General features: G+C 64.4%; 12 protein-coding genes. 4 read left to right on the top strand and 8 right to left on the bottom strand.

Annotation, left to right across the window (positions count from 1 at the left end; all coding sequences use genetic code 11):
• Window positions 1-99: 99 nt before the first annotated feature.
• Complete coding sequence (locus tag NP3_RS40605; protein ID WP_063047016.1) at window positions 100-1,716, bottom strand: FAD-dependent monooxygenase; 1,617 nt, start codon at window positions 1,714-1,716, stop codon at window positions 100-102.
• Between the two features lie 150 nt (window positions 1,717-1,866).
• Window positions 1,867-3,861, bottom strand: coding sequence for an acetoacetate--CoA ligase (locus tag NP3_RS40610; RefSeq protein ID WP_084509592.1), 1,995 nt, complete (start codon window positions 3,859-3,861; stop codon window positions 1,867-1,869).
• Window positions 3,862-3,979: 118 nt separating this feature from the next.
• Between NP3_RS40610 and NP3_RS40615 the strand changes: the two genes are divergently transcribed.
• Together NP3_RS40615 and NP3_RS40620 are read left to right on the top strand one after the other, a co-directional pair.
• Window positions 3,980-4,615, top strand: a complete 636-nt coding sequence (locus tag NP3_RS40615) for a VOC family protein (protein WP_063047017.1) — start codon at window positions 3,980-3,982, stop codon at window positions 4,613-4,615.
• 118 nt (window positions 4,616-4,733) lie between these two features.
• Complete coding sequence (locus NP3_RS40620; protein WP_063047018.1) at window positions 4,734-6,140, top strand: FAD-binding oxidoreductase; 1,407 nt, start codon at window positions 4,734-4,736, stop codon at window positions 6,138-6,140.
• A gap of 788 nt (window positions 6,141-6,928) precedes the next feature.
• Here NP3_RS40620 and NP3_RS40630 read toward each other — a convergent pair.
• The 6 genes from NP3_RS40630 to NP3_RS40655 form a co-directional block, all read right to left on the bottom strand.
• Entirely contained in the window at window positions 6,929-9,241 is a 2,313-nt protein-coding gene (locus NP3_RS40630; RefSeq protein ID WP_063825050.1) for an ATP-binding protein, read from the bottom strand.
• 24 nt (window positions 9,242-9,265) lie between these two features.
• Entirely contained in the window at window positions 9,266-10,075 is an 810-nt protein-coding gene (locus NP3_RS40635) for a TetR-type transcription factor C-terminal domain-containing protein (protein WP_084509593.1), read from the bottom strand.
• 49 nt (window positions 10,076-10,124) lie between these two features.
• The gene (locus NP3_RS40640) at window positions 10,125-10,982 is read right to left on the bottom strand and encodes an amidohydrolase family protein (protein WP_245721311.1); all 858 of its coding nucleotides are present in this window, start codon (window positions 10,980-10,982) and stop codon (window positions 10,125-10,127) included.
• Between the two features lie 226 nt (window positions 10,983-11,208).
• Entirely contained in the window at window positions 11,209-12,093 is an 885-nt protein-coding gene (locus tag NP3_RS40645; RefSeq protein ID WP_063047022.1) for an SDR family oxidoreductase, read from the bottom strand.
• 230 nt (window positions 12,094-12,323) lie between these two features.
• Window positions 12,324-13,541 carry a 2-oxo acid dehydrogenase subunit E2 gene (locus NP3_RS40650; protein ID WP_063047023.1) on the bottom strand — a complete coding sequence of 406 codons (1,218 nt, stop codon included), beginning with the start codon at window positions 13,539-13,541 and terminating at the stop codon, window positions 12,324-12,326.
• A 28-nt stretch (window positions 13,542-13,569) separates the two neighbouring features.
• Complete coding sequence (locus NP3_RS40655; RefSeq protein ID WP_063047024.1) at window positions 13,570-15,900, bottom strand: thiamine pyrophosphate-binding protein; 2,331 nt, start codon at window positions 15,898-15,900, stop codon at window positions 13,570-13,572.
• A 274-nt stretch (window positions 15,901-16,174) separates the two neighbouring features.
• Here NP3_RS40655 and NP3_RS40660 point away from each other — a divergent pair, with 274 nt between their 5' ends.
• Both NP3_RS40660 and NP3_RS40665 read left to right on the top strand, forming a co-directional pair.
• Window positions 16,175-16,693 carry an Lrp/AsnC family transcriptional regulator gene (locus NP3_RS40660; protein ID WP_063047025.1) on the top strand — a complete coding sequence of 173 codons (519 nt, stop codon included), beginning with the start codon at window positions 16,175-16,177 and terminating at the stop codon, window positions 16,691-16,693.
• A 339-nt stretch (window positions 16,694-17,032) separates the two neighbouring features.
• Window positions 17,033-18,355, top strand: coding sequence for an MFS transporter (locus NP3_RS40665; RefSeq protein WP_063047026.1), 1,323 nt, complete (start codon window positions 17,033-17,035; stop codon window positions 18,353-18,355).
• The last annotated feature ends 13 nt before the right edge of the window (window positions 18,356-18,368 follow it).

Genomic DNA, 18,368 nt, shown 5'->3' on the forward strand with positions numbered 1-18,368 from the left:
TGGATCCGACGCCCCCGCTGGAAAATAGATCCACATCATGCCCGGAATAAACACTACGTAGATGTGACGTCGACTTCAATAGTTTGACTACCAAGTAAGTCATTTGAGAAGACGGCGGCGGCGCTCCGCATGCCCCCTGACATGGTCCAGGATCGCCTCCGGATCAGCGGGCACCACGTCGGCCGCCCAGGCGACGTACTGGTCGGGGCGAACAAGCAGCAGCCCACATCCATAGCGATCGCGCAGATCGGCTCGACGGAGACCGACCACGGTCAGCGGAATACCCAACCGCTCTGCCGCAGAACGGAACTCGGCCGCCGCGCGAGTAGCGACCACGGTTGTCTCATCGATGAGCAGCAGACTCAGGTCAGTACCGAGCTCGTCGTAGATCGAGATGTCGTCCTCGAGCCAAACGTGCGGCAACCGGTACCCCGGCAGTCCTGAACACCCTCCTGTGGCTGGCACGACAATCGGGGAGTCGTCATAACCAGTGTTCAGAACAAGGTCCAGGGCGTGGAACTCAGCATGCTTGGTCTCCTGGATCCGGATGTCCACGGCCGCCCGTGCCAGGTCACCACTCTCACCGTCCGCATCGAGAGCCGCGGTGATGAGGTCGGTGGACAGAACCTTCATATTGGCCGTGGCCTCGGCGATCACCCGATCCTGGACCGGCCGGCGCTCAGCCGCGTAGCTGTCGAGAAGTGCAGGGCCACCCCAGCCGCCGAGCACCGCGGCCAGCTTCCAACCCAGGTCGACAGCGTCACCGATACCGGTGTTGAGGCCGTGCCCGCCGAAGGGAGGGTTGAGGTGAGCGGCGTCGCCCGCAAGGAAGACCCGGCCGTCAGCGACCCGATCGACCAGCTGCATCCGGGCGGTCCAGGGGTCGGTGGAGAGAATCTGCACGTCGGTGTCCATGCCGATCAATCCTCGGATCAGTTCCCTGCCGGTTCGCTCACCGTTCTCCCTGTCCACGCCGAATGCGACACACCACCAGGTGCCGTCACGGTCGAGCGGACCGACGATGCCGGGCGTGTCCGCGTTGACGGTCCAGTACTGCACCGCAGGTCCGTGCGCGACATGATCCCAGAGGTCCGGCGCGCGGAAGACCATGCCGAAGTTGGGGCGCAGCGCTTGTTCACCGACGTAGGACGAACCGATCGCCTCCCGCACAACGCTGCGGGCCCCGTCAGCCCCGACAACGTAGTCCGCGGCGATAACCGCGCGGGTGCCCGTCGCGTCCACTATGGACACATCGACCCCGTCGCGCCGCTGGTCGAGGCCAGCGACCGACCAGCCGGTGACGAGTACGCACGAGTCGAGTGCCGCCACTGTCTCGCGCAGCAGCTCCTCGAGCACGAACTGGGGCGCCTGCTGGCCCCACTCCGGGTAGCGATCGCCGCCGTCCAGGAGGCCGAGAACTCCGGTGAACCGGGAGAGTTCACGCCCAGCCAGCGTGGTGCAGAAGACGATGTCCTGCGACCACTCGACCGGTAGCGGCGCCCGCTTGCGCAACTGGTCCGCGAGCCCCCAGCGACGCAGATGCTCCATGGTGCGGATATTGACGGTTTTGCAGCGTGGTCGCGCATGCGAGACGATCTCGCGCGGCTCGATCACGACACAGCTGATCCCCCGCCTGCCGAGTTCGACCGCGGTGGCCAGGCCGACTGGTCCGCCCCCAGCCACCAGCACTTGCGTCGTTGCGGGCAGGCCGCTCACTGGACCTCCCCGCGAAATGCTTTTCCTACTGGCCGCTTTCCCGTTGCGGCCGCGCCGCCCGGCATCCACTTCGACGTCACAGTTATCACGTTATAGCCGTTAAACTTTCTAGTCAATAAATTTACATCTACGAAAATCCGCTGATGCTCGTCAGTGCCGCAGCGGCAACCGCGCCCCGAGATCCGCGTAGAAGCCGAGCAATTCAGGACGGTCGACCACGCCCGCATTGACTGCGCGTTCCATGGGCACGCCCTGGATGAGCCGCTTCACCGGGACCTCGAGACGCTTACCGGTCAATGTGTGCGGTATGGCAGGCACTTCGATGATCTCGTCGGGCACGTGCCGCGGTGAACACTCGGCGCGAATCCGATCAGCGATCTCCGCGCGCAGATCGTCATCGATCACACAGTCCACCGCAGGCACCACGAACAAGGGCATGTAGTAACCGCCATCGGGCAGCTCGGCCCCGATCACCAAGCTCTCCTCGACCTGATCGAAAGTGTCGATCACGGCGTAGATGTCGGCACTACCCATCCGGACTCCGTGCCTATTGATCGTCGAGTCCGACCTGCCACGAATCTCGGCAGTGCCGTCGTCGTGGATCACGAGCCAGTCGCCATGCCGCCAAACTCCGGGAAAAACATCGAAATACGCCTCGTGGTAACGCCTGCCATCCGGATCGTCGATGAAGTACAACGGCATCGAGGGCATGGGCGCGGTGACCACCAGCTCGCCCACGTCCCCGACGACGGGTTCACCGTCGTCACTCCACGCTTGCACGTCGGTGCCCAGGAAACGGCACTGCATCCGCCCGGCGTGCACCGGTTTCATCGGGTTTCCGCCGACGTAGGGTGCACACACGTCGGTGCCGCCGCTCGGTGCGTCGAGCCACACGTCCGGCTTCACCGCGTCGTACACCCACTGCCAGCCCGCGGCGGGCAGCGGTGAGCCGGTCGACATGATGCATCGCAGACGCGACAGAACATGATCCGCTCCCGGGGTGAGATCAGCCTTTGCCGAAGCCGTCAGATAACCGGCGCTCGTGCCGAAGTGCGTTGCCCTGGTTCGTGCGACGATCCGCCACAGAGCGTTCTTGCCCGGCCACACCGGGCTGCCGTCGTACAGCACGGCGGTGGCACCGGTGAGCAAGGAGCTGACCAGGACGTTCCAGATCATCCAGGCCGAGGTTGTGTACCAGAAGAACATGTCGCCAGGCCGCACATCGTTGTGCAGCCCAAGCCATTTCAGATGCTCCAGCAAAATGCCACCGTGCCCGTGGACGATTCCCTTCGGCAGGCCGGTAGTCCCCGACGAGTACAGAATCCACAATGGGTGGTCGAAGGGAAGTTGCTCGAACACCAGCTCCGCCGGTCGAGAAACCACATCGGACCAGCTGCTCGCGCCGAGCAACGCTGACTTCACACCCAGGATCGGCACTGTGATCACCTGCCGGACCGATGGCAGTGCCGCGACCAACTCGGCAACCTCCCGCCCGCGGGCAATTTCCTTGCCGCCGTAGGTATAGCCGTCGACCGCCAGCAAGACCACCGGCTCGATTTGCCTGAAACGGTCGATTACCGCCTGCGTGCCGTAGTCAGGCGGGCAACACGACCACACCGCGCCGATGCTCGCCGCAGCGAGCAATCCCACTACCGCGTGCTCGGTATTCGTCACATAGCCAGCTACTCGATCCCCGGGACGCACACCCGACGAACGCAGCCAGGCGGCCAGGGACGCCACTTGCCCGCCCAACTGATCCCAAGATATGTCCTCCATACGACCGTCCTCACCCAGCGTGCGCAGCGCCGGACGGGCGGCGGTGGCGTTGCGGAAGACGTGCTCGGCGTAGTTCAAGCGCGCGCCGGGAAACCACTGCGCCCCGGGCATCGAAGCGTTCGCCAGCACCGCGTCGTACGGAGCGGAGGACTGAATGCCGAAGAACTCCCACAGCGAGGCCCAGAATTCGGCCGGGTTCCGCACCGACCACGACCAAAGCCGCTCGTAGTCGTCGGTCTCGATAGCTCCGCTCGCGCAGATACGCCGGGCGAACCCGGCCATCGCCGACGCGGCGGCCCGCTCGGGCCGCGGGCTCCAGAGCGCGCCGGGAGCGCGCGTATCCACTGGGGACGGCTGGGGCGAGGTCATTCCGGCTCCTTCAGATCCACTCGACATGCCCATACCTGGACTGCCACAAGCTTCCATGTTATAACGAAGTCGTCCAATATTTTACACTTGCGACAACAAGTCGCCAGAGGAGGCAGCCATGCCAGACGCGACCGCAGCCGGTTCCCCACCACAGGTCCGCAAGCCCCGGCCGATCATTGCGCCGAAGTTCCACCACACGACATTTCTCACCTTGAAGCTGCACGAGATGGTCGCTTGGTACGAGAAGGTCGCGGGCCTGACACCTGTGCACTACAGCGACGGCGCGGCGTGGCTGACCAACGACGAGGCCAACCACCGAATCGCCCTGGTAGCGCATCCGGCGATCAAGAAGCCGGTGGACAAGTCGATCAGCGCGGGTATGCACCACACCGCGTTCGAGTACACCGACTTCGACCAGTGGCTCGACAATTACGTCCGGCTCGAGGAAGAGGGCATCGTCCCCTTCATGTGCCTCGACCACGGGATGACACTGTCGATGTACTACGCCGACCCAGAAGGCAACGGCGTGGAAATCCAGATCGACGCCTTCGGCGACTGGGCGAAGTCCACAGAATGGATGTGGGCGTCATTGGAGTTCGCCGAGAACCCGATCGGCCAGTGGTTCGACCCGGACAAGCTCGTGGCCGCACGCCAAAAGGGTCTCTCGAAGGACGAGATCCACCGGGGCGCCCGCGCCGGCGACTACCTCCCAGAGAATCCGCCTGCCGACATTCTCCTGCCAGAGGTGTACTGACACCCGCCATCACATCGCCAGCAGATAGCGGCAGCATCCCGACGCCCCGACACTGCGGCCGCGAACTCCATACCTCCGCGACGGAGGTGGCCGATTCAACGACGAACGATGGAAAATCATGACCAAGCCTGACTTCAACAACTTTCCGTCGAGCTTCCGCGGCTCGACATTCCGGCCGGATGATCCCGACTACGCGCAAGTGCGCACAATCTGGAACTGCCGCACCGCGGACGCGACTCCCGCGTTCATCGCACAATGTGCCGATGTCGATGATGTCGTCACCGCAGTACGATTCGCGTCCGAGCACAACCTGCCGTTCGCTATCCGTGGTGGTGGCCACAGCATGGACGGGTCGTCCATGCCCGACGGAGCGTTCGTCGTGGACCTGTCACTCCTGAAGTCGATCGAGGTCGACCCCGAAAGTGGGAAGGTCAAGGCCGAGCCGGGCGTGCTGCTCGGTGAAATTGATGCCGCCACCCAGCAGTATGGGCTGGTAGTTCCGTCCGGCACGGTGACCCACACGGGCGTCGCCGGACTCGCGCTCGGCGGCGGCCTCGGCTTCAACACCCGCCGGTTCGGCATGACGGTGGACAACATGCTGGCGTGTGACCTGGTTACCGTGGACGGCCGCAAGGTCCGTGCGAGCGCGGACGAGAACCCTGAGCTGTTCTGGGGACTTCGCGGTGCGGGCCACAACCTCGGCGTGGTGACCTCGTTCGAGTTCCAGGCGCACCGGGTCGGCCCGGATGTGTACAGCGGCATGATCATCTACTCGCTGGATGATGCCGAGAAGGTGCTGACAGGGCTCGACGCGCACATGGCCGCGGCCAGCCGCGCACTCACCGTGGACCCTGTGCTCCTACCCGCCCCACCGCTGCCCGGTCTCCCCGAATCTCTGGTCGAGGCACCGATCCTGATCCTGATTGTGGTCTACACCGGCGACCCCGCCACCGGCGAAGACACCATCGCGGAACTACTTGCCGCCCTGGGCACGCCGATAGCGAACGCTGTTGGGCCCTCGACCTGGCTGGAGGCCAACAGCATCCTCGACTCGATCTCCCCACACGGGCGGCGAAACTACTCCCGTGGTGGTTACATCGCCGGCCTTACTCAACCGGTCGTCGCCGAGTTCCTCGAGCAGATCAGCCAGACCCCTGCACCCGACGGTCCCCCGATGAGCGCAGCCATCGCGATCCAGGCCGTCAGCGGTGCCGTGCACGAGTTCGACGAGGACTCCGTCGCATTCTCACGTACCGGAGCAATGTGGTTGTGGGAGGCGCTCGTCGGATGGGACGCCCCGGACCGCGACGAGGAATTCCTCGGTTTCACCGCCCGGGTGCTCGACGCACTGAAGCCGCACATCCTGTCGAACAGCTACGTCAATTTGACAGCCCATCAGGGCGAGGAATGGCTACGCGGCCTCTACGGCAGCCCGGAGAAGTTCCGTCGGCTGCAACAGCTCAAGTCCGAATGGGATCCGCGAAACCTGCTGCGCTTCAACAAGAACATCGAACCGAGCAGGTGACGACGGAGGGCGCCAGTCGCAGGTCTGTCCGGTGACCTCGCTGGCGCCCGTCCTCACCTACACGAACGAGGCAAGTGCGGACCCTCACTTCGACCTGCCTGAGTTCAACACCGGGCAACCGGTGCAACCCGAGCCAGGGGTGTCCGCGCCGAATCCATTTCTTCGGCACGGACACCCCTGGCGATTTCGGACACTCGTGGTCCGCGTTCACGATGGTGATCGAATTTCAGCAGTTACCCTCACCCTCGGAATGCGATGTACCGATATGCGCACTGCACACCCGCCCCCGTGGTCTACGGGCCTGGACCATTTGTGTGGACGTGGTGCGATCCGCAACAGAATCAATGGCCGATCCTCGGCCGTAGACGCCGACTCTCACGGACGTGTCAGCGGCCCGTCCTGCGCCCGCGATCATGCACCCTGCGAGCTGATCGAGAAGAATGTCCATCTCCTGCTCAGCGCGCCGCGCCGTCACCATGTCGCGCTCGGCGGTCGCCTTTCGGATTTGCCAGAGCGTATCCGAGATCATGCGTTGCAGCAGCGCCGGTTCGACTGAGCAGTCGTGCGTTTGATTCATACTTGCCTACCTCAGGGCCAGCGGGACTGAGTACGCATCCAACGGCTCCCGGCGCTCCCACGGGCGGCGGTGCCGATGTGGATGTACACCGACTCTGTCACGGCAATGACCTAGGTCACATAGTCGAGACTACTGAAATCACTACTGCTCTTCGTTCTCAGTAGTCCGCGATGATGCGCGCCGACTGACCGGCGCGTCGGGGCCGGGGGGGTCAACCCTGAGATTCCAAGCGGTTGATCCACGCCGCTACCTCTGTGCGAGAGTGAAAACCGAGTTTGGTGAGAATGTGTTGGACGTGGGACTCGACGGTTCGGCGCGACACCACCAGGTCCGCCGCGATGTCCCGGTTGCTCATCCCTCTCGCCAGCAGCGCCGCGATCTTGCGCTCACGCTGGGTGAGGACCCGTAACGAAGCCTCAGGGTCCGGATGGTGAGGTGGGTCCCCACGCGCGGGCTCGCCAGCGATTTCATCCAGAACATTGAGCGATCGGACCGCTCCCTCCCGAGTGGCTTGATCGAAAGCCGCATCACCGATCCCGGCACGCACGATCGCCTCGACCTTGCCTTTGACGGCGAACTCACTGAATGACAACTGCATCATCCGGCGCGGTCCGGTCGCCCAGATGGAGCCCGCCGCCCCCAACAGAAGTGCCGCGCGGATCGACTCGCCACCGCGCGCTGCCACCCAGGCCAGCCCTTCGAGGCACATGGCCACGCCCAGGTCGTGCCCCAGCTGACGGAAGATTTCGATGGCGTCGACGAAATACTTTGTCGCCGCGTCCAAGTCGTCGGCGCGGCAACGGACCAGACCATTGACCCATAGTGCGTTGGCCCGCCAGAGCTGAGCATCGTGCGCCTCGAGAAAGCTGAGCGCCTCAGCCGCACGGCGTTCCGCGCCGGGATCATCCGAGGCGACGGCCATTGTGGCGACAATGAACAGGGCTTCGCCGATAATCGCGGGATCACCGACCTTACGTCCGTAAGCGACAGCCTCCTGAGCATGCACCGCGGCGGCAGCGACGTTCTCCAGCACGAAGTCCGCATGCGCTGCACAGATCATCAGCGCGGCCTGTACGCGTTCCAACGCGAGTTCGCTTGCGAGAGCGCGACATTCGTCCATGGTCCGCGCGGCCCGTTCCACCTCCATCAGCAGCACCTCGATGAACGCGCACACCCACAGGGCGTCCGCGCGTTCCTCGGACGGCCCCCGGCTGTTGTCCAGCGCTTTGCGTAACCACTGGTAGCCCTCGGTGATCAAACCCGGTGAGGCCCAGTACATTCGCAACCGGGACGCGATGCGCAGGGCGATCCGCGGTTCGGAAAGATCGGATAAACAGGACTGCATCGCCAGCCGGATGTTGGCGTGGTTCGCGCCGATGTCCTGGAACCAGCCGATCTCCCGGTCGCTGAAGTAGTCGGTGCGACCACGCTCGGCGAGCGCCGCGAAGTACTGGGCATGACGCAGGCGGAACTCCCGCTCCGCGCCGAGGGCGAACAGGTGCTCGCGACCGTACTCACGGACCGTCTCCAGCATGGTGAATCGCGCCGATCCGTGGTGACGATGCAGTATGGATTTGTCGACCAGGCTGGCGAGCAAGTCGAAGACCTCAGCCCGCGGTAACGCCACGTCGGCGCACACGCCCTCTACCGCAAGAAGGTCGAATCCCCCGGCGAATACCGACAAGCGTGCCCACATCAGTTGTTCTTGCGAGGAACAGAGTTCGAAGCTCCAGCTGATGGCGGCCTTCAATGCCCGGTGGCGGGCCGGCGCCGACCACGGGCCGGTCGTCAGCATGTCCAGCGCCCGCCCCACTCGTGCCAGGATCTCCTCGACCGGATAGGCCCGGCTCCGTGCCGCGGCCAGTTCGATGGCCAGGGGGATTCCCTCCAGGCGCCGGCACAATTCGATTACCGACCGCTGGAACCGCGTGTCCTGCGGCAATTCCCCGACTACCGCTGCTGCCCGGTCGAGAAACAGGTCGACGGCTTCGGAGTTCACCTTGCCCGTGCCGACGCCCTGCTGGGAATTCACCTCCGCCAGCGACAGCGGGGGCACCTCGAACAGGCGTTCGCCCGCGACACGCAGCACGTGCCGACTCGTCGCCAGTACCCGCAACGCTGGAGCAGATGCCAGCAACTCACTGACGAGCGCCGCGACCGGGCGCACCAAGTGCTCGCAGTTGTCGACAACCAGGAAGAGATTCTTGTCGCTGAGGTATTCAGCCAGGCTCTCGGCAGGGTCGGTAGAGGTGTCGCTGAGCCCAAGCGCGCGGCACACGTGGCCCGCAAGCAGGTCGCCTTGGCGCAGCTCGGCCAGCTCGACCAGCCGGACCCCGTCATCGAAGTCCTTGCGCCGTTCGGTGGCGATACGACGAGCCAGCCGGGTCTTGCCGACACCGCCGGGGCCGGTCAGAGTGACCAGACGGCTGGACAGGAGCAGGCGCCGCACCTGTTCCAGCTCCCGCTCCCTGCCGACAAAGGTCGTGACCTCAGCTGGCAGGTTACCGGCCAACCGTGCATGCATCATGTGACGCTACATCTCGCAGAATCACTTCGAACGACGACGAGCTTTGGGCTTCTCGCCGTTGGGAGACCGGCCTTCCTCGTCCAGTGTCCGCTCGAGATAGTCGAGGTCGGCACGCAGTTGGGCGATCGCACCGCGGGGCCCGGCCACGCCAGGAGCAAAACCATCAGGCCGCTGGACCATCACCACAGCCAGGTCTGCGACCTGCTCCGCGACTTCGGCGGGGGTCCGCTCCCCCAGTGTCGGCTGCCACCAGGAGATCCAGTTACACATGCCGAGCAAAGCCAAGGCGGTCGTGCGGGAATCTACCGGCCGGAATTGGCCGGCCGCGATACCGTCCTCGATCAACAGAATCATCTCCCGCAGCGCGGCGTTTTGCGCCGCCCGCTGCGATCGTGCGAGGTCGGCGGGCAGTTCCGCCTCCGATCGCACCAGCATCTGGAAACGGTTGGGGTCGGTCGCGCGGCGTAAAGCCAACGCACGTACCACCCCCCGCAGTCGCGCGGCCGCATCGGCGTCAGGGTGCGTGGCGAGCCGCTTGATCTCGGCGGCCGGAGCCTCGGCCATCTCAGTAATCAGCCGAGCCAGCAGTTCTTCTTTGTTCTTGACGTAGTAGTAAAGGGCGGGACGCGTCATACCCATCGCGTCCGCGATGTCCTGCAGACTGGTGCCAGCGAACCCTCGCTCCGCGAAGAGGCGAGCGGCCTCGGCGAAGATCTGATCCTCGACCAGTCCACGCCGGGACGTCGCGCGCGGCGACGGCTCCGCGCCACCCTCCGGCTCGGTGTTCCGGCGCGACGCGGTGCCTTTCGTCTTTTTCCCATCGTCTGCCATGGTCGAATACTAACGCCTGCGTAAAACTTTGGGATAGCGGTCAGCTGCGCTATGTGAGCGATATCCGCCGTGGCGCGGTTCGCTGGATCCGGGCGCAGAGTTGGTCCCAACTGCCGGACGCGATCTTCTCCCGGTCCGCCTCGCTCAATTCCGCACCTTCCAGGAAGCCACGCGCCCCGCCCGGCGGGTCCGGCACATACGGATAGTCGGTGGCGAACAGCACCCGTTCGACCCCCACGGTCTCAATCGTCCAGCGCAGATAGCGTTGGCTGTACATGCCTCCGGGCGTGATGAATACGTTGTTACGGAAATACTCGATCAGCGGGCGTTCCAACTTGGCGAGGACGCCGAGGTTCTCGATCCGCTCCAGATAGAACAACACCACCTCCCCCCAATGACCGACAATGAGCTGAAGGTTCGGGAAGCGGTCGAAGACGCCGCTGAGGATCAGGCGCAGCACCTGCACACCGGTGTCGTAGTGCCAGCCGATCCCGAACAGCGCCAACCCCGAACTCACCATCGGATCGTCAACCCGATAGTAGGCATCACGCACCGCCGCCGGCGGCGTCTGCGGGTGCAGATAGAGCGGAGCATTCAGAGCCTCCGCCGCTTCGAAGATCGGCCAGCAATCGGTGTCCACGAGGCTGTTTTCACGGGTACGGCCGAGCAACATCGCACCGTTGAGCCCCAACTTCGTTATCGCGCGCTCCAACTCGTCGACCGCTCGGGCCGGGTCCTGCGTGGCCAGCGCCGCCAACCCTTGCAGCCGCTCGGGGTGCGCGCGGACCGCCTCGGACAATTGGTCATTGGTGACGCGTTGCAACGCCACCGCGTCGGCTCGTTCCAAAATCTGCAGGCCAGGCGGCGAAAGGGACAGCACCTGAACATCGAGTCCGGTGGCATCCATTGCCGCCAAGCGCGTACGGTCCAAATCGACCAGGCGACACGAGTACGTCTCCTGCGCCGCTACCCGCAACGCCGGATCATCCCGCCACGGGACATCGAGCGCGCGCCACGCGTCCAACACTTCGGGAACCACGAAGTGTTCTTCCAAGCCAACGATTTTCACATTCCGCTCCTTTTTGGCCTACCGGTCGGCCGACTGCATACGAATAGTGCTGTGCCAATAGCGATTACGACACCCGCGATACGTCATCGGCCCCGACGGCGAGGAGATCCCGTGCACAGGTGCCGAAGTCTCGCGGTGAACGACCCAAAATCGTTTCCAAGACCACGGAGTTCCCGCCCCGGAAGCCATATGCGTTGTAGTAAGCGCGCAGCCGTAGAAATCCTTCGGCGGAGAATGGGTGGTTCAAAAGGCCTGCGGCAGGGGCGTACTCGCTCATCGGAGTCTGCTCGGCACGGAGATCGCGCCCGATGGCATTCCCGATGGTCGAAGCAACTTCGTGCAGCGTGAATTCTCCCGGTGCCGATAGCTCGAATACCCCGTTGACCAGCCGCTGGCTGGTGAAAGCCAGGGCGGCGACTTCGGCCACGTCCCGGTAGTCCACGTAAGCCATCTTCACCCCTACTGCGAACGCATCGGCCAGTACTCCGTCCCGCAGAATGCGTTCCCGGCTCGATAGAATGGGGCCGTGCATGAAGCGGGCTGGCTGCAGCACAGTGAACTCGAGACCAGTCTTGTACAAGCGATCCTCGATATGCATCTTCGCTTGATGATTGTGCAGCATCTGGATAGTCGGGTGATAGACACCGGAATACACGAAGCGAGCGACTCCGGCGCGAACAAGGATGTCGATGACCGCCTTTCCGAGCTCTGCCTCTTCTGGCAGGAATCGGGGGCCGATGAAGAACACGCCACGCACACCACGCACAGCGCGGCCGACCAAATCGAGATCGCGCAAATCACCGACAATCACATCGGAAGCGCCAGCCGACAGGACACTGCCGGTTTTGGCGGGATCTCGGATGAACGCACGAACCTGCTCGCCCCTGCCCACCAGCTCCCGGATGACGGTCAGGCCGGTGTATCCGGACGCACCCAGCACGAGAATCATTCCGATACCAACCTATCCATCCCGCCTTCGTCGCGATTTGAGGTGCGTCCGAACTTCCGCAGTCACTTACTACTATGTCGAATATTTAAATCAAACGTTACTCACATGTCAAGACCACGCGCCCCACGGGCCGAGGAGCACGCACTACCGCGTTCGCACGAATCCCGTCCACACCGAGACCGGCCATGGTCCGCGGGCGCACGCACGCACCTCGATCGATCTCAGCCCTGTCAGGCTAGATCCGCTGGTGTGAAACCACTTTCGAGACGCCGCTTGACCACGGTGAGGAATCGCGCCGCGTCGGCACCGTCGACGAGACGGTGGTCGTAGGTGATCGACAAGTAGGCCATCGACCGGACGCTGATGCCCAATTCGCCGTACTGGTCCGGCACCGGAACGACCCGATCGACAACGGCACCGGTCCCGAGGATGCCGGTTTGCGGCTGGTTGATGATCGGGGTGTCGAAGAGGGCGCCGCGGCTGCCGGTATTGGTGAGCGTGAAGGTACCGCCCGATAACTCGCCGGGCGCGACCTTGCCGGTCCGTACGCGGTCGGCGCAGTCCGCGATGGCGACGGCGAGCGCCGCTATGCCGAGGCGGTGAGCGTCGCGGATCACCGGAACCATGAGACCTTTGTCGCTGTCGACGGCGATTCCGAGATGGCACGACCGGTAGTAGGTGGCCTCGGTGGCATCGGCGTTCAGCGAGGCGTTGAGGGTGGGATGACCGGCAAGCGCCTCGATCGTGGCCTTGGCGAAGAACGGCAGGAACGACAGCTTGCAGCCCGTACGGCGGAGGAACTCGTCCTTGTGTGCCGTGCGCAGGCGGGCGATCTCGGTGACATCGACTTCCAAGACCGTCGTCAATTGCGCTGAAACATGCAATGATTCGACCATTCGAGCCGCGATCGTACGGCGGATCTTCGGCAACTTTTCGGTACGCGACAGCGTGCCATCGGCAGCCTGTTCGGTCTGGACGGGCCGCGTTGCGTCGTGTGCCGCAGCCGCAACAGGTGCCGCGGCGCGCGGTTCCGGTGCGATGGCCGGTGCCGCAGACGCAACCAGCGGTGCCCCCAGCGCGGGTGGTGCTGCCGGAGCAGGTGGCGCCAACGGAGCGAGTGATGCCGCCGAGGCAGGTGGAGCCGCTATCGAAGCGGCCGGAGCAACAGGCACCGCGGCTACCGGAATAGCTGCGGATGCCACGGTAACGCGCGCGAGCGACGTACCGACCGCGACGACGTCGCCTTCCTCTGCCAGCATCTCCACGAGAGTTCCAGAGACAGGCGCCGCGATCTCGGTGTCGACCTTGTCGGTGGCGACCTCGAGCAGCGCCGCACCTTCGGCTACGTGTTCACCGGGCTGCACGAGCCACCGACTGATTGTCGCTTCATCGACATGGTCCCCGAGGCTGGGCATCGGAACGTCGTATATCGCGGGGTCGAGCGTCATCGATTGGTCCTTGCTTTCGTGGTTCTGATCAGAGCAGGTCGAGGGCAGCGCTGACGATGCTGTCGGTGTCGATGCCGTGGTATCGGTACACGTCATCGAGGGAGCCGACCTGCCCGAACCGTGTGACACCCAATGCGGTGTGGCGCACCCGATTGATTCCGGGCAGGAACGCCAGCGTGTGCGGGTGGCCGTCGAGGACAGTGACCAGTGGGGTGGCGCGATCGGCGGGAAAGAGCTGATCCAGAATCCAGGTCTCGCCGGTGCCTCGGCCCTGGCGTGCCTGGATTGCCTGGAACAGCAGTCCGGGGCTGGTGATACAGAGGACGTCGGCGGGCACGCCAGAGGCGGTGAGCCTTTCGGCGGCGGCAAGGGCTTCGGTCATCATCGCGCCCATCGCGGCGATGGTCACTTTGGCGTCGTCGCGATGGATCAGCGGATACCCCCCGGCGACGACCTGGCGGCGGCGGCGTTCACGTGCCGCGGGGTCGATCGGGACGGCCGCCAGCGTCTGATCGACGGGTCGCGTCGACAGCCGCAGGTAGGCGGAGCTGCCGTCGGGTCGGCCGAGCCGGTTCAGGCAAGCGAGCAGGCTCCATTCGACATCGATGGAGAACGCGGGTTCGTAGCTGATACAGCCCGGTTGTTCGAGGCCGATCGAGGGTGTCTTGATGGATTGGTGCGCACCGCCCTCGGCGGCCAAGGTGACCCCGGATGGAGTGCCGACCAGGATGGATTGCCCCCCGGCATAGATGCCGTACGACCACGGTTCGAGAGCGCGTTCGACGAAGGGGTCGTAGAGGACTCCGATCGGGAACAGGGGCTGTCCCCACCGACTCCAGGTGGCGCCGAGTTCACCGATGAGGCCGACGAGGTTCGTTTCGGCGATGCCCAGCTCCATGTGCTGGCCGGTGGGCTTCTCCCGCCAGTGCAGGATGGTCTCGGCATCGTCGGCGAACCAGTCGTGCCGTTCGGCCGAGGACCACACCCCGACCTTGTTCACCCACCCGGCGAGGTTGGTCGTCGAACTCACATCCGGGCTCACTGTGACAACACGTTTCGCCGCGTCGGGTGCCGCGCGGGTCAGGTCCAGCAGCACCCGACCGAGCGCCGACTGGGTGGTCGCGCTGCCCTTGGGGGTGCGGCCGAAGTCGCACGGAATCACCGGCGGCTGTGCCGCGCTGATCGGATCACGATGCAGCCGAGCCGCGGCCGCCGCGCACACACGCCCGGCGTCGGCGTCGGCGCCGAACCGCTGCCATGGCCGGTCGGGGTCCATGCCCAATTCCGTTGCCAGGCCCCGGTATTCCTCCACGCTCAGCAGCGACGAGTGATTCTGGGGGTGGCCCTGGGTGGGCAGCCCGTATCCCTTGATGGTGTAGGCGATGATGACGGTGGGCCGGGTGTCATCGATCTGCCGGTAGGCCGCCGACAATGCCGCGAGATCGTGACCGCCCAGGTTTCGTATCGCCGCGGCCAAGGTGTGGTCGTCGAGTCCGGCGATCAGCGTCGCGATCTCCGCGCTTCCCGCACCGGCGCCAGGCAGCCTCGTGCGTAACTCGTCGGCGCCGCAGCGCAACAACCGCTGGTATTCCGGGTTCGGCATGTCGAGGATGCGAGCACGCAACGCTGCCCCACCCGGTCGAGTGAACAGCGACTCGAGCAGCTGCCCGAATTTGACGGTGATCACCTGCCACCCAGCGGCGTCGAACATCTTCTCGAGCCTGCCAGCGGCGATATTGGGCACGACACGGTCCAGGGATTGCCGATTGAGATCGACGATCCACACCACCTCGCCCAAATCGACGATGCCAGGATCGAGGATGGCCTCCCACACCGCACCTTCGTCGAGTTCGGCATCACCCACCAGGGAGTACTGGCGACCGGTACCAGCACCACCGCCGATGGTGTTGACGTAGCGGCGCGCCATCGCTCCCCAAATGGGCGCGGTGGCCCCGATGCCAACCGATCCGGTCGAGTAGTCCACGGTGTCGGGATCCTTTGCCCGGCTCGGGTACGACTGCAGTCCGCCGAACTCGCGCAGCGTGGTCATGTACGACTCGTCGAGTTCGCCCAACAGATAGTTGATGCCGTGCAGGACCGGGGACGCGTGCGGCTTGACCGACACGCGGTCGCCCGGCTGCAACTGCTCGAACCACAATGCGGTCATGATCGACACCATCGACGCGCACGACGCCTGATGTCCCCCGACCTTGAGCCCGCTCGGATTGGGGCGAACCCGATTGGCATGGTGGATCATCGCCGTGGACAGCCACAGCACTCGCTGCTGAATCTCCTCGAGCGCTTCGGTGGGCGGCGGGCCGAAGGTCGCGGCTTCAGGATCGATGGCCGGGGCGTTCATGGGAGTTCTCCTCGCAGGTAAATCGTTGCGGCCATGCGCAAACGGGCTCTCGGTTCGGGGTCACACTCTGGTAGAGATCCGGTCTGACGCTCAGGCGTTGTGCGCCCGAGTCGGTGGAAGCCGGGAGTAGGGGCAGATCGCCCTCCGAAGACCGTCCTGTTTGTGCAGAACTGCGAACAAGTGCAGCAATCGGAGCTCTTTTGCGCAATACTTGGATTCAAGATTGATCAGAATGCACGCGCAGCGCTGCCATGACGAGAGCGGGGTTACCACAATGCCCAGCACGCACACGATCGACCAGATCGACGCGAGGATCCTGCTGGCACTGATCCGCGCTCCGCGGGCGACCGCGCTGGCGCTGGCCGAGGAGACCGGGCTGTCGCGCAATACGGTGCAGGCGCGGCTGAGCAAACTAGAATCGGCGGGCGCGCTGGAGTCGTTCGAGCGGCGCGTCAATCCGTCGGCACTCGGATACCCCTTGCAAGCGTTCGTGCTTACCAATGTCACCCAGCGCAAGCTCGCCGCCGTCTCGGCCGCGCTGGCCGAAATCCCCGAAATCCTCGAGGTGCACGGACTCAGCGGTGTCGCCGATCTGCTCGTCCACGTGGTCGCCCGCGACGCCGATGACCTCTACCGAGTAGCGGGGCGGATTCTCGACATCAAAGGCGTCAAGCGCACCAGCACCGCCCTCGTGATGCGCGAACTTCTCGACTACCGCATCCGGCCGCTGGTCGCCGCACAGGCCAACCGCCGACCTTCCACCGCAGGCCAAAGGCGCACCAACGCGGACTGACGGTCTTGTCAAAAATTTGCCTTACTAGTAATCTATGGAAGTTGCTGCGCCGCCCGAGGACACCGTGACATCGCCCGATTTCCTGGGCACAATTCGCCATGCGCGAATAGCGAATTAAAGAAAGAAACGGCGTCGCCTTATCCGCTGCCCTATGACGGCAGAGTCACCGCGCCGACATCGGCGAAACTATGCGCAGCAATAACGAAATCCAGGCGATTGTCGACCTCAGCCAAGGATTCCGACCGGCCCGGTCGCAAGCCGACCATCGCCGCCAGTTATTCAGCTCCACGCGTGCCGTCCGAGCTGCTCGACTGAGAACTCAACACTCCTAGGAAAACAATGAATTCCGTTGTGCCCCACGCCCTCGGGCCGCTGCCACGCAGGCGTTGGACGATCCTCATCCCGACCGTCTTCGTGACTTATGGGTTGCACTACATCGATCGAATTAATACCGCTCTGCTGTTTCCGCATGTCGCCCAGGACATTCCGATGTCCGGCACGGCCGCCGGACTCGCCCAGGGGGTGACATTTCTCGGATATATGCTGCTGCAGGTGCCAGCCGTTTGGGCGGCGCATCGTTGGGGGCCGCGCCGAATCGTGTTCTGGTGCATGGTCTTCTGGGCGCTCGCCGCGATGTCCGGCGGCCTGGTACAGAACATGACTCAGATGATCCTTGCGCGATTCCTGCTCGGACTTGCCGAGGGGCCTCTGGTACCGCTCGTGATCTACCTTCTCAGCAAATACTTCGTGTCCACCGAGCGAGCCCGGTCCGCGGCTTGGTTTCTGTTGGTCCTGCCGCTTTCTCAGGTACTGGGTGCGCCGCTGACCGGTTTCCTGCTCGGGCATCTCAGCTGGCGCGCGGTCTTCGTGGTCGAGGGCGCGCCACCACTGCTATGGGCGTTCGTCTGGCTGCTCGTCGCAGCGAATACCCCGCAGCAGGCACGCTGGCTGGATGCATCGGATAGTGCGGCCGTCACCGCGTGTATCACCGCCGAGGAAGCCATGAAAGTCGGCGCGAATCGAGTGAGCCTCGCGACACTTGCACGCCAGCGCGTCGTCTGGGTGCTCGCCGCCCTCTACTTCACCGGCACCGGCGGGTCGGTGGGTCTGGCGCTCTGGCTTCCGACAATCATCGCGGACCTTTCAGACCAAACAACCGCACTGCAGATCGGGCTGCTCACCGCACTACCGTCGCTGTTCGGGGCAATCGTCTTAGTCCTGTCCGCCCGATGGAGCGACACTCGCGACACCAGAAGGACTCCGATGCTAACCGGGTTCGGCGTAGCGGCGGTGGCCATGATCGTCGGCACACAGGTTCCCGGCACGCTATGGCCGCAGATGACGGTATTCATCGTGGCGGTCAGTGCGATCTCGAGCATTTCAGCTGTGCTCGCTTCGATACCGGGATCGGTACTGTCACAAGTGACGGCCGCCGCAGCGTTGGCGGTGGGCAACAGTTTCGGCGCGATCGGCCAATTCCTGGCGCCGTTCCTGATCGGCGCCCTGCGCGATGCGACCGGTAACTCGCGGTCCGTGAGCTACGTCGCACTCGCCTGCCTCTGGGCGCTGGGATTCGCGGCGTCGGTCTTCATTGTGGATCGTGCACCACGGACAGCATCCGAGTCATCAGTACCGAAATCAGCCGCGCCCGAATGCAATTGACGTCGTACCCGAG

The sequence above is a fragment of the Nocardia pseudovaccinii NBRC 100343 genome (genome assembly GCF_001613225.1).
Classification (GTDB): Bacteria; Actinomycetota; Actinomycetes; order Mycobacteriales; family Mycobacteriaceae; genus Nocardia; species Nocardia pseudovaccinii.